19 protein-coding genes are annotated in these 20,809 nt (G+C 37.1%); 13 read left to right on the top strand and 6 right to left on the bottom strand.

Going from position 1 to position 20,809, the window contains the following annotated elements:
• The first annotated feature begins 58 nt into the window (after nt 1-58).
• From LQV47_RS03220 to LQV47_RS03210, 3 genes are all read left to right on the top strand, one after another.
• The gene (locus LQV47_RS03220) at nt 59-499 is read left to right on the top strand and encodes a hypothetical protein (protein ID WP_230033799.1); all 441 of its coding nucleotides are present in this window, start codon (nt 59-61) and stop codon (nt 497-499) included.
• A gap of 74 nt (nt 500-573) precedes the next feature.
• Nucleotides 574-1,566, top strand: a complete 993-nt coding sequence (locus tag LQV47_RS03215; protein WP_230033797.1) for an aspartate-semialdehyde dehydrogenase — start codon at nt 574-576, stop codon at nt 1,564-1,566.
• Nucleotides 1,567-1,622: 56 nt separating this feature from the next.
• Nucleotides 1,623-2,621: a cation diffusion facilitator family transporter gene (locus tag LQV47_RS03210; protein WP_230033788.1), complete on the top strand. Its 999-nt coding sequence runs from the start codon at nt 1,623-1,625 to the stop codon at nt 2,619-2,621.
• A 30-nt stretch (nt 2,622-2,651) separates the two neighbouring features.
• On the opposite strand, the gene LQV47_RS03205 is transcribed toward LQV47_RS03210, so the two are convergent.
• Together LQV47_RS03205 and xrtF are read right to left on the bottom strand one after the other, a co-directional pair.
• Nucleotides 2,652-3,086: an exosortase F system-associated protein gene (locus LQV47_RS03205; protein WP_230033786.1), complete on the bottom strand. Its 435-nt coding sequence runs from the start codon at nt 3,084-3,086 to the stop codon at nt 2,652-2,654.
• Nucleotides 3,073-3,603, bottom strand: a complete 531-nt coding sequence (gene xrtF, locus LQV47_RS03200; RefSeq protein ID WP_230033784.1) for an exosortase family protein XrtF — start codon at nt 3,601-3,603, stop codon at nt 3,073-3,075. The genes LQV47_RS03205 and xrtF overlap by 14 nt, the downstream gene beginning before the upstream one ends.
• A gap of 121 nt (nt 3,604-3,724) precedes the next feature.
• Between xrtF and LQV47_RS03195 the strand changes: the two genes are divergently transcribed.
• From LQV47_RS03195 to LQV47_RS03170, 6 genes are all read left to right on the top strand, one after another.
• Nucleotides 3,725-4,750: a phosphotransferase gene (locus LQV47_RS03195; RefSeq protein ID WP_230033782.1), complete on the top strand. Its 1,026-nt coding sequence runs from the start codon at nt 3,725-3,727 to the stop codon at nt 4,748-4,750.
• 84 nt (nt 4,751-4,834) lie between these two features.
• Nucleotides 4,835-5,251, top strand: coding sequence for an RNase adapter RapZ (locus LQV47_RS03190; RefSeq protein ID WP_230033780.1), 417 nt, complete (start codon nt 4,835-4,837; stop codon nt 5,249-5,251).
• A gap of 63 nt (nt 5,252-5,314) precedes the next feature.
• Nucleotides 5,315-6,028 carry a nucleotidyltransferase family protein gene (locus tag LQV47_RS03185; protein WP_047484835.1) on the top strand — a complete coding sequence of 238 codons (714 nt, stop codon included), beginning with the start codon at nt 5,315-5,317 and terminating at the stop codon, nt 6,026-6,028.
• A 10-nt stretch (nt 6,029-6,038) separates the two neighbouring features.
• The gene (locus LQV47_RS03180; RefSeq protein ID WP_230033778.1) at nt 6,039-6,791 is read left to right on the top strand and encodes a TIGR00730 family Rossman fold protein; all 753 of its coding nucleotides are present in this window, start codon (nt 6,039-6,041) and stop codon (nt 6,789-6,791) included.
• A gap of 58 nt (nt 6,792-6,849) precedes the next feature.
• Nucleotides 6,850-7,320, top strand: coding sequence for a DUF6702 family protein (locus LQV47_RS03175; RefSeq protein ID WP_230033776.1), 471 nt, complete (start codon nt 6,850-6,852; stop codon nt 7,318-7,320).
• Between the two features lie 257 nt (nt 7,321-7,577).
• Entirely contained in the window at nt 7,578-8,147 is a 570-nt protein-coding gene (locus tag LQV47_RS03170; RefSeq protein ID WP_230033774.1) for an AidA/PixA family protein, read from the top strand.
• Nucleotides 8,148-8,215: 68 nt separating this feature from the next.
• Here LQV47_RS03170 and LQV47_RS03165 read toward each other — a convergent pair whose 3' ends face one another.
• Both LQV47_RS03165 and LQV47_RS03160 read right to left on the bottom strand, forming a co-directional pair.
• On the bottom strand, nt 8,216-10,375 hold the full coding sequence (locus LQV47_RS03165) for a DUF5689 domain-containing protein (protein ID WP_230033772.1): 2,160 nt from the start codon (nt 10,373-10,375) through the stop codon (nt 8,216-8,218).
• Between the two features lie 11 nt (nt 10,376-10,386).
• Entirely contained in the window at nt 10,387-13,131 is a 2,745-nt protein-coding gene (locus LQV47_RS03160; RefSeq protein ID WP_230033770.1) for a TonB-dependent receptor, read from the bottom strand.
• Between the two features lie 393 nt (nt 13,132-13,524).
• Between LQV47_RS03160 and LQV47_RS03155 the strand changes: the two genes are divergently transcribed.
• The 4 genes from LQV47_RS03155 (at nt 13,525) to LQV47_RS03140 (ending at nt 17,989) form a co-directional block, all read left to right on the top strand.
• A complete protein-coding gene (locus LQV47_RS03155; protein WP_230033768.1) occupies nt 13,525-14,724 on the top strand; it encodes an endonuclease in 1,200 nt (399 codons plus the stop codon).
• Nucleotides 14,725-14,776: 52 nt separating this feature from the next.
• Nucleotides 14,777-15,196 carry a DUF6146 family protein gene (locus LQV47_RS03150; RefSeq protein ID WP_230033766.1) on the top strand — a complete coding sequence of 140 codons (420 nt, stop codon included), beginning with the start codon at nt 14,777-14,779 and terminating at the stop codon, nt 15,194-15,196.
• 199 nt (nt 15,197-15,395) lie between these two features.
• Entirely contained in the window at nt 15,396-16,133 is a 738-nt protein-coding gene (locus LQV47_RS03145; RefSeq protein WP_230033764.1) for a hypothetical protein, read from the top strand.
• Nucleotides 16,134-16,150: 17 nt separating this feature from the next.
• Nucleotides 16,151-17,989 carry a T9SS type A sorting domain-containing protein gene (locus LQV47_RS03140; protein ID WP_230033762.1) on the top strand — a complete coding sequence of 613 codons (1,839 nt, stop codon included), beginning with the start codon at nt 16,151-16,153 and terminating at the stop codon, nt 17,987-17,989.
• Nucleotides 17,990-18,045: 56 nt separating this feature from the next.
• Here the strand turns inward: LQV47_RS03140 and LQV47_RS03135 are convergent, their stop codons facing one another.
• Together LQV47_RS03135 and rho are read right to left on the bottom strand one after the other, a co-directional pair.
• Nucleotides 18,046-18,642 carry a superoxide dismutase gene (locus LQV47_RS03135; protein ID WP_230033759.1) on the bottom strand — a complete coding sequence of 199 codons (597 nt, stop codon included), beginning with the start codon at nt 18,640-18,642 and terminating at the stop codon, nt 18,046-18,048.
• Between the two features lie 219 nt (nt 18,643-18,861).
• The gene (gene rho, locus LQV47_RS03130) at nt 18,862-20,700 is read right to left on the bottom strand and encodes a transcription termination factor Rho (protein WP_230033757.1); all 1,839 of its coding nucleotides are present in this window, start codon (nt 20,698-20,700) and stop codon (nt 18,862-18,864) included.
• Nucleotides 20,701-20,809: the final 109 nt, after the last annotated feature.

The following is a 20,809-nucleotide window of genomic DNA, read 5'->3' as shown; positions in this document are numbered from 1 at the left end:
ATGAATCCCGGCTTTGAGCCGGGATTTTTGTTATCTTTGTGTACAAAAAAATAGGATTATGGATTTTTACAAGATTTTTCTTAGTGCACACAAAGGATTTGGATATTTAGAACTCCTTTTAGTTGCATTATTTATCATTGCACTTTTAGCTACTATGTTCGGGTTCAGTGGAAAAGTGAATAAGTTTTTAAAGAAAACAACTTTATTCACGATGATTTTCTTTCACGTTCAGTTTTTAATAGGAATATGCTTGTTATTCATATTTTCTCCAGGTTTCAAAGCAGCCTTAGATGCAGGAACCTTAATGAAGGATGCTTACAGCAGACAAACATTTGTTGAGCACCCTTTTTCTATGCTTATTGCGGCTGTATTGATGACCATTATCAATAAAAAGGTAAAATCCAATGATACTATTTCTTTAGGAATCGTAATTATGGGATTGATTGCCGCAGGTTTATTTGCATTTGCCTTCCCTTGGACAAGAGTTTTCGGGGCATAAAATACAATAAGGAAATTATACATTATGCGTTATAATTTATAAATAGTTTAATCTTTAAATTTTTAATTAAATCAATGAAAGTAGCTGTAGTAGGTTCAACAGGAATGGTTGGACAAGTTATGCTTAAAGTTTTGGAGGAGAGAAACTTCCCTGTAACAGAATTAATTCCGGTAGCATCCGAAAGATCTGTAGGCAAGAAGGTGAAGTATAAACAGAAGGAATTTACAATTGTAAGCATGAAGGACGCTATAGCTGCCAAACCGGATATTGCGATCTTCTCTGCCGGAGGTTCTACGTCTCTTGAATTTGCGCCTTTATTTGCAGAAGCAGGAATAACAGTCATTGACAATTCTTCTGCCTGGAGAATGGATCCTGGTAAAAAACTGGTGGTTCCTGAGATCAATGCTGATGTTCTAACAAAGGAAGACAAGATTATTGCCAATCCAAACTGTTCTACCATTCAGTTGGTAATGGTTCTTGGGCCATTGAACAAAAAATATGATTTAAAAAGAGTAATTGTTTCTACGTACCAATCCGTAACAGGAACAGGTAAAGCAGCGGTTGACCAGTTAAATGGTGAGATCAGCGGTGATGATTCTGTTGCTAAAGTATATCCTTACCAGATCTTCAAAAATGCATTGCCACACTGTGATGTATTTGCGGAGGATGATTATACTAAAGAAGAAATTAAATTGATGAAAGAACCTAAGAAAATTTTAGGGGATGACACATTTAATTTAACAGCAACAGCCGTAAGAGTTCCTGTTCAGGGAGGGCACTCAGAAAGTGTAAATATTGAATTTGAAAACGAATTCGAGCTGGATGAAGTAAGAAAAATCTTATCTGAGACTCCGGGAGTAGTCGTAATGGATGATGTAAAAAACAACCACTATCCAATGCCTCTGTATTCGGAAGGGAAGGACGAAGTCTTCGTCGGAAGGATAAGACGGGATCTCTCACAGCCGAAAACGCTTAACCTCTGGATTGTAGCAGACAACCTGAGGAAAGGAGCGGCAACCAACGCCGTGCAAATCGCAGAATACCTAGTAGCAAACAACTTAGTATAAACTAACAAAATAAAAAAGAGTCTCAAATTGAGATTCTTTTTTTTATCAAACTCCATATGAATACCCAGAAAAACACTCACAAAGAAAAAATAGGATTCCAAAAGATCATTGCTGCCTTTGGGGTTATCCTTTTTGTCGGAAAAATTATTGCCTGGAAACTGACCAATTCTGATGCTGTATTTTCTGATGCCATGGAAAGTGTAGTCAATGTCATCAGTGCATTTATGGGCCTCTACTCTCTTCATCTTGCTGCAAAACCTAAAGATGAAGACCATCCATATGGCCATGGGAAAGTAGAATTTGTAACGTCCGGAATAGAAGGTGCCCTAATTGCCATTGCAGGAATTATGATCATCTATGAAGGAATTAACAGTCTTATTGTAGGTAAAACACTGAGCAAAATTGATCTGGGAATATGGATCATTGCCGCAACAGCTATTGTTAATTATCTTTTGGGCTATATTTCGATAAAAAAGGGAAAAAGGGAAAATTCTCTGGTACTGATTTCTTCAGGAAAACATCTTCAGTCTGATACCATTACCACACTGGGAGTTGTTGTCAGTTTAGTGATTGTTTATTTTACAAAAATCTATTGGCTGGATTCTGTAGTAGCCTTAATTTTTGGTCTTTATATTATTGTTGTAGGATATAAGATTGTCCGCAAGTCTTTAAGCGGTATTATGGATGAACAAGATCCTGAAATATTAAACCAGATCATTAGGATCCTTGAAAAAAACAGAAGGACAGAATGGATTGATGTACACAATATGAAAATCCAGCAATTTGGTGCCTCTCTTCATATTGATGCCCATATTACCCTTCCCTGGTATTACAGTCTCCGCGATGCTCACAATGAGATGGAAAAAGTAATCCTCCTGTTGGCAAAACATATGAAACGGAGCATAGAGTTTAATTTTCATATGGATGACTGTAAACCGATCTCATGTCCGGTATGCCAGATTAAAGATTGCCCTGTTCGTGAAAAAGATTTCGTAAAACGTGTGGAATGGACCCCCGAAAATGTAACCAGTGCAGATAAGCATACCGCAGAATAGGAATAAATAGGCGAACACTTACTCTATTGCTCAGTCTACTTTATTCATCTGCTTCCTATAATAAAATATAGGAACCACTAATAGTATAATCAAGGGCTGGATCACAAACCGTCTCATATAAAAGGAGAAAAGATATCCTATTTCAAATTTGTTATGGATACAGTATAGATATACAGGAAAAGTAATAATAAAAACAATACTCATTAAAACAGCGCCCTGCAATGTCCATTGTCTGTTTTCAAATAACCCCTGAACAATCAGGCATGAAAAAAGAAGATTTAAAATAAACCTGAACAGGTATCCTACAATTAATTCTCCCCATTCAAATTCCGGGAACTCAATATTTTTATTGGCTTCGTGAAAATACGCAAGAAAAGGATCATAAAACAGGCTGTCCTCAAGCACTCTTATTCCTATAAGGCCACAAATGCCGAGTACAACCAAAAGCCAGTTAAGAATTTTCATTTTTTAAAGCAAAGAATTTAATCCAGATTAACCAAAGCACCACAACACTCCCATAAATTATAGCCGGAAAAATAAAATCATGGAACATCTTCCCATATTCCGGATAATCTGACATCACAATATTCAATCCTACAATTCTCAGAAGATTCATGATATAGAGTAAAACCAATCCTACTCCCACAAAAACAAAGGTTTTCGATCCTTTATAAAAAGCAAAAACAAAAGACATAAATAGAATGATTACCGAAACAGCATTACAGCCTTCCACCATTCTGGTTACATACTGCCCTTTTACATAAAACCAAACCTGCTCATTCTTTACATCATCATAAAGAGCCGTTTCATAACCTCCTATATTTTGAAGATAGCTGACCTGGTTTCCGATCATTCGTGAAAAAGAATCCAGCCCATGATCTTCCTCACTGTTCAGATAAAACTGATAGGCAAGAAGCAGTACCAGATAAACGATGATGAATCGCAGCAAAATACCTAAAACCGGCTTGAAATCTTTTAACATAACTACAAAGATAAAAATTAGGCTGTAATAACCTGAACACTAATGAAAAAAGTTAAGATGGGAAGCCGTAATAATCTCTTGTTTCCAACTCATGTTAAATTAGTATATTTGTTTTTATATTATGACTTCTGAAAACGCAAAACAATTTTTTGAAAACCATTGTGGTAAAAAATCTTCCGAATTCGTCACATTAGCTCAAAGTGGCTCTGCCAGGGTGAATTTTCTGGCTACAACAGACCTTGAAAAATACATTATCACTTATAATGAAAACATTCCCGAAAACGAAAGTTTCCTTTACTATTCCAGTGTTTTCTCTGAACTAAACCTTAATACCCCAAAGATTTTGGCGGTTTCAGAGGACAGAAAAATGTATATACAGGAGTTTTTGGGGGAGCAGACCCTTTCGGAGGTGATTACAAAAGAGCAGCTATCGCCTGATGTAAAATACCTTGTAAAACAGACTTTGAAACAGCTGTTCAGACTGCAGATTCAAACCCAGGGAAGAATTGATTTTACAAAAACTTTTGAATATGAAAATTATGATGAACTCCCTGTTATTCATGATTTATACTATTTTAAAAACTTTGTAGCAGATATTTTAGAGCTGGAGTACAACAAATCTACCTTGCTTAAGGAATTCAAGCAAATTGCCCTTCTTATAGAAAATCTGGAGCCTAAAGGAATAATGATCCGTGATTTTCAGGCCAGAAATATTATGGTGAATAAGAAAAATGAAGTTTCATTCATTGATTATCAGTCTGCCATGAAAGGTCCTTTGATGTATGATGTCATCTCCTTTCTTTATCAGGCAAAAGCTGATTTTCCAGAAGATTTCAAAAATGAAATGCTAGCGTATTATATTCAGCAGTTTGAAGATCCGGAGACAAGGACTCAGTTGCACAATGCTGTGAAACCTATTCAGATGATGCGGTTTTTACAGGTTTTGGGAGCGTATGGATTCCGGGGACTAATCCAAAGGAAACAGCATTTTATGGCAAGCCTGGAAAAAGGAATCCAAAATATCACTCAGCTTGCTGATGCCTGGGAGGGTATGAAAAATTATCCTGAACTTAAAAAGGTTATTCAACACTTATCCCATGAAAAATCAAAAATAAAAATTAAGGAAATTTTAAATTTAAACCATTAAGAATGTTTTTTTGATGGATCAAAATCTTAACTTATCTTAAAAACTTTAAATACCTTAATGGTAAAAAAATAAAAAAGAAGAAAAATGCTACACATAGACATACACAGCTTTTCGTATAAAAAAGGAGGAATTCCAAAAGACAGCTCAGGAAACGGAGGTGGTTTCGCCTTCGACTGCAGAGGAATTTTAAATCCCGGAAGAATTGAAGAATATAAAATACAGACCGGAAATGATATCGGAGTTCAGGAATACCTGGAAACAAAGACAGAAATGCCTAAGTTTTTAGAATTGGTAAAATCCATCATCTCCATTAATATCGAGGAGTATCTGGCTAGAGGGTTTGAAAATCTTCAGATCAATTTCGGGTGTACCGGAGGACAGCACAGATCAGTATACTGTGCAATTAAAATTGCTGAATTCATCAAAGAGAAATATCCTGAAGGGACAGAAATAAGCCTTCATCATGATGAACAACATCAACTGAACATTGGTAATCAATAATCAGCATCAGGAATACCTTATTTCCTATTTTCGATTACCTATTAACTCATTACTCATACTATTATGAAGGCTCTTATTTTCGCAGCAGGAAAAGGCACAAGGCTTAAACCGTTTACAGACCATCATCCGAAAGCTTTGGCCAAAGTGAATGGCATTCCTCTTTTGGAAAGAAATATCAAATATTTAAAAAGTTTTGGAATACAGGATTTTGTAATCAACATTCATCATTTTGGAGATCAGATTGTTGATTTTTTACATAAAAACAATAACTTCGGCTGCAAGATAGAAATCTCTGACGAGACCAATGAACTTCTGGAAACCGGAGGCGGCTTAATTTTTGCAAGAAAATTTCTTGATCATGGTGAAGATTTTTTAATCATGAACGCTGATATATTAACCAATATAAACATCAATACATTGGTAGAATATCATAAAAAGATAAAAGATTTTGCTACTTTAGCAGTTTCGGACCGTGAAAGTTCGAGAAAACTCCTTTTCAACGATGAGATGGTTTTACGAGGCTGGCTGAATGTACAAACAGGAGAGCAGAGGCTGGCAGAATTCAATAAAGGATTTAAAGCTCTTGCCTTCAGTGGTGTTCACTGCATCAACCCTCTTATCTTTGAAAAAATAAAAAGAACAGGCAAATTCTCTGTTATGGAAGAATATCTGGATCTGATGCTTACCGAACATATTCACGGTTTTGTACATGACAGTATTCTCGTAGATGTCGGAAGACCGGAATCTGTAATAGAAGCCGAAAAACATTTTAAATAATTTTTTGCACATGGAAATTGAGGGAACCAGGGATGAAAGTTTAGTAAATCCAGAGCTCGACATTAACGAAACAAAATTGCTTAACAGTTTCAGGCAAAAAACCTGGGACGAAACAATCGCTAAGGACAGCTGGATGGTTTTCAAGGTCATGGCTGAGTTTGTAGACGGCTATGAAAAACTGGCCAGGATAGGCCCATGTGTTTCGATATTTGGTTCTGCCCGGCTGAAACCGGAAAGCCCATACTACGAAATGGCTGTAGAAATTGCTGAAAAGATCACCAAATTAGGATTCGGAATTATTACCGGAGGAGGCCCTGGAATCATGGAAGCAGGAAATAAAGGAGCTTTCAATGCTAAAGGGAAATCCATAGGACTTAATATTGATCTTCCTTTTGAACAACATTTCAATCCTTACATCAATAAATCCTATTCCATGAATTTTGATTACTTTTTCGTGAGAAAAGTAATGTTTGTAAAATATTCTCAGGGCTTCGTGGTTATGCCGGGAGGTTTTGGTACTTTAGATGAGCTTACAGAAGCAATGACACTGATTCAAACCAATAAAATAGGGAAATTTCCCATTGTTCTGGTAGGAAGTGAATTCTGGGGCGGATTGCTGGATTGGTTCAAAGCAACCTTACTGAAAGAAGGGATGATTGCCGAAGATGATCTGGATCTTTACCGGGTGGTAGACACTGCAGATGAGGCCGTAGCGCATATTAAAGCATTTTATGATAAATATTCTGTAAATGTTAATTTTTAATTGGCATATTATTTGTGACTTATAAATAGCAAGTATGATTGTAAATCTATTAATTAAGATGAAAAAACTTTTATATATATCAGGAATTTTAACATTTTTTGTGTTAATGAGTTTTATGTATGTAGACTTTTTCTCTTCAATGACCAAGGTGGATTATATTGATGGAAGCAAAACATTGAAGTTTACCACAAAAATGAATACAAGCCATATCTCTGACGCTATTAAAATAAATCCTAACACAGCAGGATTTGAAGCTGAAGTTAAAAAATATGTGAATAACAATTTTGATGTATTTGTCAATGGTGCTCCCAAAACAATAACCTTCACCGGAAGTCAGGTAAGCGGAGAAACTGTATGGGTGTATTTTGAAACCACAGGAGTTTCAGATATTAACACCTTAAAAATTAAAAACACGATCCTTTTAAGCTCCTTTCCGAAGCAAATCAACCTGGTGAACATCGCCTATAAAGGCAGCCAGAAAACAATGAACTTCCAGAGAGGAAAAGAAGTGAACGAGGTTTCTTTTTAAAAAGAATTAAATTTAACCAGTATAAGTACCCTGGAAGTTAAACTTTCAGGGTATTTTTTTATAATAAAAATCACCAACAAGGGATTAATGCGTAAAAATACTGACTGCAAATTCCGCACTTATACGCTAACACACGTCTTTTTAACGTCCTACATTTGTGATGTAATTACAATGTTGAAGCCGACATCATATAAAAAACGGGGCGGAATCTGAAAAGCCAAACGAGTAGGAAAAACAATCATTAAAAAACAAATCACATGGACACATCACAATTAGCATCAAGTAAGGAAATAGACATTATGGTCGTAATAGACACTGATTACGTAAAAGAATACATGAGATCTAATAAGCTTGCCCCTTGTACAGATGATAGTACTAAAGCGGTACCTATTGATCATGCAGGCAAGTATATGATCGTTCCCACTGCCAACGTTGCCGGTGGGCAGGCAACAGGAGACTTAAACTTCACCGCAAGAGCAGGAGATACTGTATGTTTCAGAGGCTGTTCGATATATCAGAACTCAGATGATGCTATTATTATCTACAATGTTCAAAACTATGCCGGAGTGGATGTATTTAATGGCAATACTATTCAATATGAGGGCGTAGACAGAAAGCAAGCTGCAATACCTGATCATACAAAAGCCGATGGCCTTCCTGCTGTACCTGCCAATATTCTTTTCCAAAGTCTGGATGCAAGGGTAGGCAGTACCGGACAGGGAAGCTATTATATTTATTTTGCTTTATATACTTTAGATCCGGAAAACAGTGATAAACAAAATCTTTATAGTTACTGTCGTTGGGACCCTACAATTACGGTTAAGTAGCACATATTATTTATACTGCATAAAAAAGCCGGCTCTTGCGAGCCGGCTTTTCATATCATAAGCAATGATTATTGTGCTTTTATCTTGAAATCATCTACTTCCCATGTTGCTGCGGCAGCAGTAGTAGAAGTATATTTAAATGCTATTCTTACGTTTTTCCCTAGGAAAGCACTTAAGTTTACGTTACCAGACCCAACCCAGTCGCCGAATGCATTGGCGTTGGTATCTAAAGTAGCCGGCAACAGAGTCCACGTTGTGGTTGCAGGATCACCGGTATAGTTATCTGTAGCATACACCTGTAAAGCATTTCCTGTGTATCTTACGTCTGTTGAAAAGCTTACTGCAGCTTTAGTTTTTCCAACCAGGCTCACCGCTTTGGAAACCAACCAGTCTTCGTTCACAATATTATTTCCGGCACCTCCGGCATTACCATTCATCATTGCGTAGTAATTCTGTCCGTTTCCTTGGTTAGATGTCTGCCAAACCTGAGGACCCATCACATTCTTTACCGTCCAGTCTGAGCTGAATCCACCTGCTGCAAAATTTTCACTGTACACAACCGGAAGTGGTGTATACACGCTTCCGTCACATCTTGGTGCATCAAAGTCAATATTCGCCAGCTTAGTGATCCACAACTGATAAGTTCCATTATAGATACTTAAAATAGCATATGCATCCCCTTTTCCTCCTTTTACTTCGTAACCTCCCGGAGCAACATTACCGAATTTTGCCTGTCCGCTTGTTCTCAGGACAACAGTATTTCCTGAACAATCCTGAAGCGTTCTGCTTGTTACGGCACTTCCATCAGTTAGTGTTCTTCCCAGGTCTCCATCAACAAACTGAAGGTCTTTAATTTTAATCCATCTACCTACGTCACCGCCTGTTAGCTGAGAAATTGTTTTTTCGGTAGGTATTACCGGTCTTGAAGCCGTATTGCTGTCGAAGAAATATTTGTACATATCTACCTCCTCTATCTGTCCGAACTGTGTATTGTTACTGAATAAAGCTCCTAACTGAACTTCTCCGTTCACACTTCTTACATACAGGTTTTTAAGTTTGATATTCACATCCTTACCTAATCTGAATCTGCTGTCAAGATACAGGTTCGTTTTGTTCATGTTTATTCTGATTCCTCCTGTAGCATCTTCTACATACAAATACTTATAAAGGTTTCCTGTTTCATCATTAGCTACCACCTGAGCTTTAAGGTAAGAATCTGAAGTGATCTGTACCCAGTTTGTAGTTCCTGCAGCCAATTGTTTCACATCGGCCACTGTTTTAGCGGTAAGTGAACCTGGATTAAAGTCACATGGTCCTTCTGTAAGACCGTCTAAACGTGGGAACTTCTTCATATCAAGATCTTCCGACTTGTTTACATATAATTGATAAGTAGGTGTATTTCCAGATTGGAATTTACTGTAAATCCCTACAAATTTACCATTACCAGAAGGAAGAAGCTGACCTGCAAATGCAGCATATCCACTGTTTCTTACCACCGCAGTTTTTGCATATTTTCCAGCTGCCCATCCTTCACCTATTGTTTTATCTACCGTTACTCCATTGGGTGCATACGTAGTACATAAAGCTCTCGCATCAAATTCTACATCATTTACCTGAATAAGACATCCGAAATATTGGTCATTGGCAGGAACCATGTCAGCCAGTTTCATTATTTTCGGTACAATCTTTCCTTTTGGAGCACAAGATCTGAAGATATGCTTTCCAACAAGTTTTTCAGGAATTCTTGATACAGACGAAGGAGTGGTCTCCGCCCCTGTTTTCATACCAAGCTGTACAAGGTTTCCATAAGCACCTACAGCAAGGCCGTTAAGCTTGATATATACTTTTGATCCCTGAGGATATTTGGTATAAGTACTTACTGCATCTACACTCACGGTAAATCCCTGTGTAGGATTTTCCAGTGCATCCTGAACGTAGATCGTCTTATAAATATTTCCTGTTTCATCCGTAGAAGAAACATACCCTACCATATATAAATCATCTTCCTCATTATTAGGTGTGGTATCTTCCGGGAAAACATAGGTTACATTACTCTGAAACTTAGCTTTAACGTCGGCAAAAGGCATTACAATCCCATTTTTGTCGGCACAGTCATACCCGTCAAGATTGGGTTGGTCGTATTTATCATCATGCACACATCCTGTCGTTATGAACAAGGAAGCTGCTGTGATAAAAATATATTTTAAAATTGAGTTATATTTTTTCATTGTAGTCGTTTTTAGAATCTTAAATAAACGTTAGTAAAGAAAGTGATTCCTCTGTCATACCAAAGTTTTGGCCCGAAATAAGGAGTTTCTCTCTGCGCATCAGCAAGTGCATCACTAAAGTTTACATTTCGTCCTTGTTCAAATCCTCCGGTCACATAATTTCTGTTGTTCAGGATATTATTTACAGAAACACTGATTCCCATTCTGTATTTTCCAAACTGGAAAGATTTTCCGGCATTGGCATTCAGCATAAACTGGTTATCAAATTTTTTCTGCTTGGTAATAAGCTCAATCAGTTCAGGAGTTACTCCGGCAAAAGGATCATTAGTCTGTGGGTCCGTATACATATAAGGCGTCTTGTTCAACGCTGAGAAATCAAGATACTGATCCATCAGGTAGTTCGCAGATGCTCCTACCCACCAGTATTTCGGAGAATTATATTTTAATCCCAAAGAGAATGCTTTTTGAGGTGTTCCGGCTACTTTATATCCTTTAACATTAGCTTTACCCCAAACATCTGTTCCTCTGAACCCGTTTAAGTCATCAAAAGTGGATACTTCAGGATTGTTGGTGTATTTGTATTCTCCTACACTGGCTACCCCTACTGCATTTAAGGTAGGTGTAATCTTAACATCGAAACCTAATTCAAGTCCCATGTATCTTTTATTAACTCCGCTCATCGCTTCATTAACCAAAGTACTAAAAGAATTTCCAAGGGTACCGTCGTTTACGTCAGCATAATATCTTGAAATTTCCGTAGCGTTTTGAATCGTCGTTAAATAACCTGACAGTCTCAATTTTAAAATCTGTCCTCTCATTACGTAGCTCAGATCATTAGAATTGATCATCTGGTTGGTAACTCCCGGAGTTTGGTAATCCACCATCCTAGGGTTGATATAGATTTCATTAAGCGTAGGTGCTAAGCTAAAGAATGCCCCGTTGTAAACAATAAAGTTCTTACCGTTGATTTTATAGGTAATCTTCCCTTTAACCCCGGCATCCAAGGCATCATATACTGTACTTTTACCTTTGGAATTGTCTCTGAATCTGGCAATTCCACTTCTGAAGTGCCCTTCTCTGTATGCTTCAGAATAAGAAGAGAATACAGAAGCCACTACATTCCATTTATTAAAATCTATTTCAGAAGAAATGTTCAGTGAATAATGATTTCTTGTCAGCTCGTAAGAATACTGAGTTCTGTCTCCTTCTCTTACTTCTGCATTAGTATTATCTGCATCATATCTTGTATCACCGTTGAATGCATTGAGATTACTGGCAAAATTAGCTCCTAATAAATCTTTAACTCTTCTGAAGTTATCAGATTTTAAATTCTGATAGTTGAAGTTTACATTCAATTTCCAGTTATCTTTCAGCCTTGTATCAAAATGAGATGAAAAGTTGAATGTTTTATCTTTATTAACATCTTCTACAATAGTATAAACAGCTCCTCTTGGCTTTCCTTCACCATCAACAAGGTTAAGACGGTTGGCATTATAAAGAGAATTCCAGTCTATTTGTGACTGCTGTCTGAATTCATCAGCAGAGAGAAGTCCGTAGCTTGGCAGTTTTCTGTAATAAGTAGGGTTTGGATCTGGAGCATGGAACCAGTCGAGTCTGCTTCTTGCATCGCTACCAAACTGATAAGATACAGTGTTTGTCCAGTTAGAGTTTTTACCCACTTTCAGGTAATCTGTTAAGATGAACATAGGTTCAAAAACATTTCTGATTCTGGAGTTTCTTTTCTCTCCATCCTGCCATCCCCAGTACGAATTATAATTTTTACCCATCAGGTCGTATACTTCCTGAGTATTCGGAGCGTTGGAAGCCCTGTACGTAGGAGACCCAAAGGCTGTTAAATTAATGGAGTGTCTATCCGTGAATTTTTTCTCAATAGATGCAAAATAAGCATAGGCATCCTGATAAACACCATCAATAATTGCCCTGTCTCCCCATCTTCTGCTTGCAGAAACAGTTACAGCCCATCCGTTTTTAGTAAGACCTGATGAATAGGTAGCCATGGCTCTGTGCAGGTAACTTCTGTTCGTAAATGAATAGGCTAATGAAGTTTGTTTTCTATAGCTGGAAGCTCTGGTATTATAATATACTACCCCACCTAAATTACCAAAGGTATATTCTGAAGGAGTAATATTGTCTACATTCTCATAAGGATATCTCGTCACATCATTCATCCCTCCCCAATTGTTGAAGTCTATTCTTCCGTCATCATTCTTAGACATGGATACACCGTTAAAAAGAACATCTTCAAATCTGTTGTCTACCCCTCTTGGTCTGAACCAGTAAGCACCGAGTTCAAAAGCAGAAACATTCTGAAAAGCATCTCTTCCTGAGCTTAAAAGTCCTACAGTAGGCTGCATAGATGAGCCCCCGTCTTCAGAATCACTTGCAGAGTCATCAATGACTATTACTCCTGCGTCTGATCCCAAAGTGTAATTAAGTGTAATAACACCTAAGTCTTTTCTCTTCTCATTTTCAGCTACATCAAACTCTAAGATTTTTGACTCAAAGTTTGGTTTTGCCACTGTAATAAGATAGTGTCCAGGTTTTAAATCTACAAACTGGAAGTATCCAATTTTATCCGCAGTCACATCGTCAACGGATTGTGCCAGATCTACTTCTGCTTTCTCCAAAGGCTTACCATCCTGATCTTTAACATACGCATATACAGTGGTTTGCGCAAAATAAAAAGATGCAGGCATTAAAGTAAATAAAGAGATTAGGGATAGTTTTTTAATCATAATAAACTTATTTTTAACTCCTTCTTTATTTAAGGGGCAACAAATTTAGAACTATTTTCATTAAGTCAAACAGTTTTAGCTGTTTATTCTATTAAATTTTCTTAACGCCCCGGTATTATCATAAAAATATATGCTAATTTCCATCGATTACAAAAAATAGAATAATAATATTCTTATAGTTAAACTTATCTTAAAAATGAAGGCCTTTTTTCGTATATAATATAAGAAATCCGGAAGCCGGGAAAGGTAAAATAATAGCTTTTCTTAGCTCCAGCTTTGGCTTTCAACCTAATCCTTAATTTCTTATTAAACTAAACTCAAATTATTTTAGTCTTTATTCTTATATAAAATTAGTAATTTTACCCCCTCAGTTTTTTTGAATATACTAAGAATATGAAAAAATATTTAATCATCGCCGCTCTGTTTTGCTTCAGTTCTGCTTTTTCACAACAAAAGCAGGTCAAAAGAGCAGCTATTGCCTTCCTGAACGTAGAAAACCTTTGGGATACCATTCCTTCTGCAGATTATATTGATGGAACTCTTCCTCTTTCTAATCCTAAATTTCACAGAAGTGTACCTGTAGATTCTTTAAAGTTTCTTGAAACAACGGAAGATTATAAAGGAGAATGGAGCGATGATCTGTTGATTGGAAAAAAAGTGATCAGAAAACAGTTTTTATCTGAAGACTTTACAGCCAACAGCCCTAAAAGATGGGGAACAAAATATTATAATCAGAAATTGGCTAATGAGGCTAAGGTGATTTCGGAACTGGGAAGACAATACACCAATGACAACCCTGCTATCTGTGGATTAATAGAGGTTGAAAACAGACAGGTCATTGAAGATTTAATCAAACAGCCGGCTTTGGCAAAAAGCAATTATGGGATTGTTCATTTTAATTCTTATGATTCCAGAGGAATTGATGTAGCCATTATTTATCAAAAAGGAAGATTTTCCGTATTGGATTCTTATAAAAAAGAGATCAAAATTTACGATGAAAACGGAAGAAGAGAATATACCAGAGATATTGTTATCGCTATTGGATTACTGGATGGAGAAAAAGTAGGTCTCTTTATGAACCACTGGCCATCCAGAAGAGGTGGTGAGGCAATTTCTCTTGCCAAAAGAAATACAGCTGCCACTGTCCTGAAAAGTGAAATGGATAAAGTGACTGCTGAAAATCCGGGAATCAAGCTATTCTCAATGGGTGATTACAACGACGACCCTGTAAGCCCGAGTTTGAAAAAACACTTAGCTGCCGTAGGTGATCCAGGTGAGTTATCAGATAAGACTCCTTATTATAACCTGATGTATAAATTATATAAAGCTGGCGTTGCTTCACTGGCATACAGAGATGCTCCGAACTTATTTGATCAGATTATCGTTTCAAGAAATCTTTATTCACCGGAAAAAATAACGCCTACCTATACCATCTATAAAGCAGAGATCTATGCTCCGCCTTATCTTGTAAACAAGGAAGGACAATGGAAAGGATATCCATTACGTTCCTGGGATGGAGACCGGTTCACAGGTGGATACAGTGACCACTTCCCTGCGGTTTCTGTAGTTCAGAAAGAATATATTAAAAAATAAATATAGAAAGGCACTCTTATTGGAGTGCTTTTTTAGTATAAATAATTGAATCATGAAAAATTTTGTTTTACTGCTGCTTATGGCCATTCTTCCATACAGTTGCTATTCTCAGAATACACCTAAAAATAATAAAGAACATGCAGAAATGAAACCTTCTAAAAATGAAGATGGAGAGTGGGATATTGTTGTCATAGATACCCAGTTTGATTATTTTTTGAATGCTATTGCCAAACCTATGAATCAGTATTCAGAATCTTATCTGAAAAATAAGAATACATTCCTGGTCAATGAATGGAATAGTTATTACAACACCGGCAAATACAGAAATGTTATAGAATCAGGAATAGATTATGATCCACGGGAAAACTACGGGATAAAATTTGAATATAAACTGTATCAGGTCTTTGCATACGTAAATTGGAAATACGGCCTCAAAATGAATGGCCTGTCCGGAAGTGATGCAATAAGATAATAACATCCAATAAAATAATAAAGGTTCAGAAATTTCTGAACTTTTTTTATTTAAACCACTCATTACACAGCATATCATCTATAATCTCAGAATAAAATTAATAAATTATCTAGAAATTCATCATAAGATTTAATTATATTTGTATATCACTGAATTTTGATTTTCAGTGAACTAATAACCTATAAAACTAATTTAACTCATGAAGAAAATGTTTTCAGCACTGTCTGTGCTATCCGTGTGCCTGCTAAGCGCTCAGCTTTATGTTCCGGGAACACTGTCTGCTTCCACGAATACAAATGTTGGAATTAACATTTCAACTCCCCAAGGGTCATTAGATATTAATGCTAATGGAAATATTCCCATAATAAGAGGAAACGGCGGGTATATTCCCACCGGCTTAAGGTTTATTGATGATTCTTACACTCAGCAGGGAACTGTAAAAGAATGGGCAATATGGAAAGGAAATCAATGGGCAAAAGGATTAGCTTTCATGAGGTATGATGCTATTTCTCCCTGCTCAACAGGAATCTGTGATGCTCCACTATTCCTTCACGACAATGGAAATATTGGAATGGGTTCCTTAAATCCGGATGCCAAGTTAACGGTAAAAGGAAAGATCCATGCTGAAGAGGTAAAAGTGGATCTTAACGTGCCTGCTGATTATGTATTCCAGAAATATTACACAGGAGCTTCCAGCTTACAACCGGAATATACAATGCCTACTCTTGAAGATGTAGAAAAATTCACCAGGGAAAACAACCATCTTCCGAATATTCCATCGGCAAAAGAAATACAGGAAAAAGGACTGAATATAGGGGAAATGTCCAATTTACTGTTGCAGAAAATTGAAGAACTTACTCTTTATACGATTGAACAGAATAAGCTGATTAAGGAACAGCAAAAAAGAATCGAGGCTTTAGAACAAGCTAAAAAATAACCTATACAGTATTATTTATGAAAAAAATTCTAATACTATTAACCTTGTGCCTGGCTGTAATTCAGATTACCGCACAAAGTTATGAGGAAACTTATCTGAAAGATGAGAAGAAAAGGCTTGATAAAGTAGCTCTTATTGAAATAGAAATTGAAAACTTTATCACTCAGAATATCAATACATTTGATTTTACAGAAGTCATCAACGCTACAGATACTACAAATAAAGAAACCGGACAGCCTCTTTCTGTCTCAGACTACAACACTGCACTTAATACGGCAAAGCGGCAAAAGCTAAGAAATGAATATTTCAAAAGAAATCCTGAAAAAGTAAGCCTGTATTTCGCACAGGTTCTTCAGCAGTGTACCAATGGAGGTTTTGAAGATAATGGCGGCTCTACAGCAGGCTATGGATTTGCCAGTGATGTATATGATCAGTCTACCTGGGCACAATACACCCTTACACCGACCACTGTGGTCAACCCTGCGCCCAACTCCAACGTTACATTAGTAGATACCAGTTCTGCAGATCCCAACATTCCAAGTATTCCCAGGGTATATTCCGGAAAATATGCCATTAGGCTCAACCAGCCTACCAGTGTGTTGTCCAGAAGAGCCTCATTGCTAAGAAGGCAGTTTATTGTTAATGAGAGGAGCATCAGCTATGCCTATGCTTTATTTTTCCAAAATCCTGCAGACGGAGGCCACACAAACGATACGAGATATCCCTATTATCAGGTAAGACTTAAAAACAGCAGTGGAAATATAGTATACCAAAGAACCGTTGACGGAGTCTCCAATCCTCTTTTCAATTATAATCCGGCAAACAATATTTTATACTCAGGGTGGAGATGTGAAAACATTGATACTTCACAATATATGGGGCAGTTTGTAACACTGGAAATCATTATGTCAAACTGTGGAAACAGCGGCCATTACGGATATGGTTATTTTGATGATTTCTGCGGGCTGCCTCCTAACTGCAATATTCCTACTGTTGGAACAATCAATCTTCATCCCCGAAACCAAACAGGATGTCCCGAAGACCCTATGTATATCACGGGTAATTATCAACTTCCTCCCAATGCAACGTTTCAAATGCCCGGAGCCGGCATTAAGCTAGATATCTTAGAAGCAAGCACAGGAAATCTTGTAACGACCTTAATTTCTCCCAACTTTCCAAATACTAATAGCTTCAGTTTTTATGTAAGTAGTTACTCCTTTTACCCCACCGGAATGACCTCTAATACAGAGTTCAACTTTAGGGTAAGAATGGTTTATAATATGGGAGGAATTAACCAGCCGGAAGTTTCGGCCAACTACACCAATCCTCCTGGTCCCGATGTTTCATTTAAAAACTGTAACAGCCCATGTTTTGAAGAAATGTACATCAATGAAAAGGTAGTTACGTCTCAAACTTTTCAGGCAAGCGGAGGAATCTATGCGAGCTCACAGATTTATCCTAACCTTGAAGTTACTTATAGAGCGGGATATCAGGTTCATCTATTGCCAGGCTCCTACGCTACTGGCCAGGATGTTGGAATATTTCATGCATATATCGGCCCCTGCGAAGAAAACAATACGTTTACCAAAATCCCTCCTGTAAATTCAATGAGGACCTCTGAAACTCAAATATTACCGGCAGAGATTAAAATCCATCCCAATCCTGCCTCAGGGTATTTTAAAATAAGTACAGGCAACGAAAAACTTCTTTCATGGGAAATGTATGACCTTTCCGGAAAGATGGTACTGAAAGGAAATACTTCTGAAGCCCATGTTCAGAATCTTTTAAAAGGTAATTATTTCTTAAAAATAAATCTTGAAAAGAGGCAGGTGAGTAAAACCGTTATCTTAAAATAATACACAACAAAAAAGGTTCAGAAATTTCTGAACCTTTTGTTTATAATAGCTGAAAATTATTTGTTGAATAACTCCTCTACTTTATCCCAGTTTACTACATCGAAGAATGCAGAAACATAATCAGGTCTTCTGTTTTGGTAGTTTAAATAATAAGCATGCTCCCAAACATCTAATCCTAAAACCGGAGTTCCTTTAACGTCTGCAACAGGCATTAACGGGTTATCCTGGTTTGGAGTAGAAGAAACAGATACAGAACCGTCAGCATTTTTCACTAGCCAAGCCCATCCTGAACCGAATCTTGTTTTAGCAGCATCAGAAAAATCAGTTTTGAATTTCTCTAAACCACCATAGTTTTCAATAGCAGCTTTTACGTTTCCTACAGGTTCTTTACTTCCTCCAGGAGTTAAAATAGTCCAGAATAAAGAGTGGTTGAAGTGTCCTCCACCATTGTTTCTTACTGCCGGTTTATCAGTTCCTGTTTTACAGATTTCCTCGATAGTTTTCCCTGCCAGCTCAGTTCCTTCAATTGCTTTATTTAAGTTGTCAATATACGCCTGGTGATGTTTTGTATAATGGATCTCCATAGTTTTTGCATCAATAGTTGGCTCTAATGCATCGTATGCATATCCTAGTTTTGGTAATTCAAATGACATAATCTTTATTTTTAATGTTATATCCAAAATTAGCCAATATTTAAGGTATTATCAAGGTTTGGGGATTACTTTAATAAATCTTTAACATTGATATATTGATTTAGAATGAATTAAAGTTTAAAATAAAATACCCGCATGTACTTATTACCCCTCCTAAAAATGAAAAAGCACGAATCCTAAAACAGGATCCATGCTTTTTCTATTTAACAATAATTAAATTTATTTATTCATAGACATCAGGAATTCCTCATTATTAAGAGTTCCTTTGATGTTCTTATTTACAAATTCCATAGCTTCTATAGGATTCATTTCAGAAAGATATTTTCTAAAGATCCACATTCTCTGAGAGGTAACCTCGTCAAGAAGAAGATCATCCCTACGTGTACTTGAAGAAATCAAGTCAATAGCCGGATAAATTCTTCTGTTAGCAATTTTTCTGTCCAGTTGAAGCTCCATGTTTCCGGTACCTTTGAATTCTTCAAAGATCACTTCATCCATTTTGGAACCGGTATCAATAAGTGCTGTAGCAATAATCGTTAAAGAACCTCCTCCTTCAATTTTTCTCGCTGCTCCAAAGAATCTTTTCGGTTTGTGAAGTGCATTCGCATCAACTCCCCCGGAAAGAACTTTACCTGAAGCCGGAGTCACGGTATTATATGCTCTTGCCAGCCTTGTGATAGAATCCAGCAGGATAACAACGTCATGCCCACATTCTACCATTCTCTGAGCTTTTGCAAGAACAAGGTTAGCTACCTTTACATGCTTTTCAGCCGCTTCATCAAATGTAGAAGCAATTACTTCTGCATTCACGCTTCTTTCCATATCAGTAACCTCCTCAGGACGTTCATCAATCAAAAGAACCATCATGTATACTTCCGGGTGATTCGCTGCAATAGAATTGGCAATATCTTTAAGCAACATGGTCTTACCAGTTTTAGGCTGTGCAACAATCATTGCTCTCTGTCCTTTTCCGATAGGTGCAAATAAATCTACAATCCTTGTTGAAATGGTAGATTCGCTCCCTGTAAGATTAAATTTCTCTTGTGGGAAAAGTGGTGTAAGATATTCAAAGGCAACCCGGTCTTTGATAAAAGCAAGATCGCGTCCGTTTACTTCCGTAGGTTTTAGCAAAGAAAAATATTTTTCCCCTTCTTTCGGAAGTCTTACAATTCCTTTCACGGTATCTCCGGTTTTTAAACCGAAGTTTCTGATCTGTGCTGTAGAAACATACACATCATCAGGTGAAGAAATATAGCTGAAATCTGAAGAACGAAGGAATCCATAGTTATCAGGCAGTATCTCTAAAACCCCCTCAATACTTACCATACCGTCGAAATGAAATTCTTTCTTATGGTCAGTCTGTTCCTCTGCCTTTTCAGAATGTCTGTTTTGATTCTGGTTCTGGTGTTGGTGCTGTTGTTGTTGATTTTGTTGCTGATGCTGATTTCTATGTTGATTTCCGCTGTTCTGCGGATGGTTGTGTCCTTTTGGGGATCTGTTAGCCTGTTGCTGAGGATTCTTAGGCTTCTCTTCTGCCTGGGCAGGCTCCTGAGATGGAGATTCTGTATTTTTAGGAGCTTCTGTTCTTTCCTGAGATACTTCTGTATCACCTGTATTTCCAGAAACCCTTTTTCTTTTCTTTTTAGCTTGTGATGCAGCAGTCACTTCTTCTGTTGCTGCGGCTACCACTGCTTCGGGTTTAGGTTCTTCGGGTTTTATTTCTTCAGAAACAGGAACCGTTTCCTCTGCCTTTTGCTCCACTTTCGGTTCAACCGGAGTTTTGGCATTCACTTTTGGCTTTGCTACCGTTTTCCTTGGAGCAGCTTTTTTTGCCGGGGCTTTTACAGGTTTATCTGCTGTGGCCTCTTCCGTATTTGGACTGGTTTCTGTGGCGTTGAAATAATCTTTTGCAACTTTAGGGTTGGAAGCCTGAAAGTCAAGAACTGCAAAGATTTTATCATTCTCATTGCTATTTCTTGCAACTTTAACGCCTAAATCCTTTAAGATTTTCGTCAGTTCCGTTACGGATTTTGACCTTAACGTTTCTATGTTAAACATACTTAATGTAAAAATGTAATTAATTGTGAGTAAGAAAAGTAAGTCCGGTGACTTTGGTTTTCAAGTACATTGTATAATGCAAATCTACACTTATTTTTGAATTGTGCAA

Origin of the sequence: Chryseobacterium sp. Bi04, assembly GCF_918698085.1 — a bacterium.
Classification (GTDB): Bacteria; Bacteroidota; Bacteroidia; order Flavobacteriales; family Weeksellaceae; genus Chryseobacterium.
The sequence above is the reverse complement of the archived record's forward strand: the minus strand, read 5'-3'. Positions and strand labels throughout refer to the sequence as shown.

Coding starts and splice junctions, on each gene's coding strand:
- LQV47_RS03195 (WP_230033782.1), top strand. CDS start 3,725: ATGACTTCTGAAAACGCAAAACAATTTTTTGAAAACCATTGTGGTAAA.
- LQV47_RS03160 (WP_230033770.1), bottom strand. CDS start 13,131: ATGATTAAAAAACTATCCCTAATCTCTTTATTTACTTTAATGCCTGCA.
- LQV47_RS03140 (WP_230033762.1), top strand. CDS start 16,151: ATGAAAAAAATTCTAATACTATTAACCTTGTGCCTGGCTGTAATTCAG.
- LQV47_RS03220 (WP_230033799.1), top strand. CDS start 59: ATGGATTTTTACAAGATTTTTCTTAGTGCACACAAAGGATTTGGATAT.
- LQV47_RS03150 (WP_230033766.1), top strand. CDS start 14,777: ATGAAAAATTTTGTTTTACTGCTGCTTATGGCCATTCTTCCATACAGT.
- LQV47_RS03190 (WP_230033780.1), top strand. CDS start 4,835: ATGCTACACATAGACATACACAGCTTTTCGTATAAAAAAGGAGGAATT.
- LQV47_RS03185 (WP_047484835.1), top strand. CDS start 5,315: ATGAAGGCTCTTATTTTCGCAGCAGGAAAAGGCACAAGGCTTAAACCG.
- LQV47_RS03170 (WP_230033774.1), top strand. CDS start 7,578: ATGGACACATCACAATTAGCATCAAGTAAGGAAATAGACATTATGGTC.
- LQV47_RS03145 (WP_230033764.1), top strand. CDS start 15,396: ATGAAGAAAATGTTTTCAGCACTGTCTGTGCTATCCGTGTGCCTGCTA.
- rho (WP_230033757.1), bottom strand. CDS start 20,700: ATGTTTAACATAGAAACGTTAAGGTCAAAATCCGTAACGGAACTGACG.
- LQV47_RS03155 (WP_230033768.1), top strand. CDS start 13,525: ATGAAAAAATATTTAATCATCGCCGCTCTGTTTTGCTTCAGTTCTGCT.
- LQV47_RS03180 (WP_230033778.1), top strand. CDS start 6,039: ATGGAAATTGAGGGAACCAGGGATGAAAGTTTAGTAAATCCAGAGCTC.
- LQV47_RS03165 (WP_230033772.1), bottom strand. CDS start 10,375: ATGAAAAAATATAACTCAATTTTAAAATATATTTTTATCACAGCAGCT.
- LQV47_RS03175 (WP_230033776.1), top strand. CDS start 6,850: ATGAAAAAACTTTTATATATATCAGGAATTTTAACATTTTTTGTGTTA.
- LQV47_RS03205 (WP_230033786.1), bottom strand. CDS start 3,086: ATGAAAATTCTTAACTGGCTTTTGGTTGTACTCGGCATTTGTGGCCTT.
- LQV47_RS03215 (WP_230033797.1), top strand. CDS start 574: ATGAAAGTAGCTGTAGTAGGTTCAACAGGAATGGTTGGACAAGTTATG.
- xrtF (WP_230033784.1), bottom strand. CDS start 3,603: ATGTTAAAAGATTTCAAGCCGGTTTTAGGTATTTTGCTGCGATTCATC.
- LQV47_RS03135 (WP_230033759.1), bottom strand. CDS start 18,642: ATGTCATTTGAATTACCAAAACTAGGATATGCATACGATGCATTAGAG.
- LQV47_RS03210 (WP_230033788.1), top strand. CDS start 1,623: ATGAATACCCAGAAAAACACTCACAAAGAAAAAATAGGATTCCAAAAG.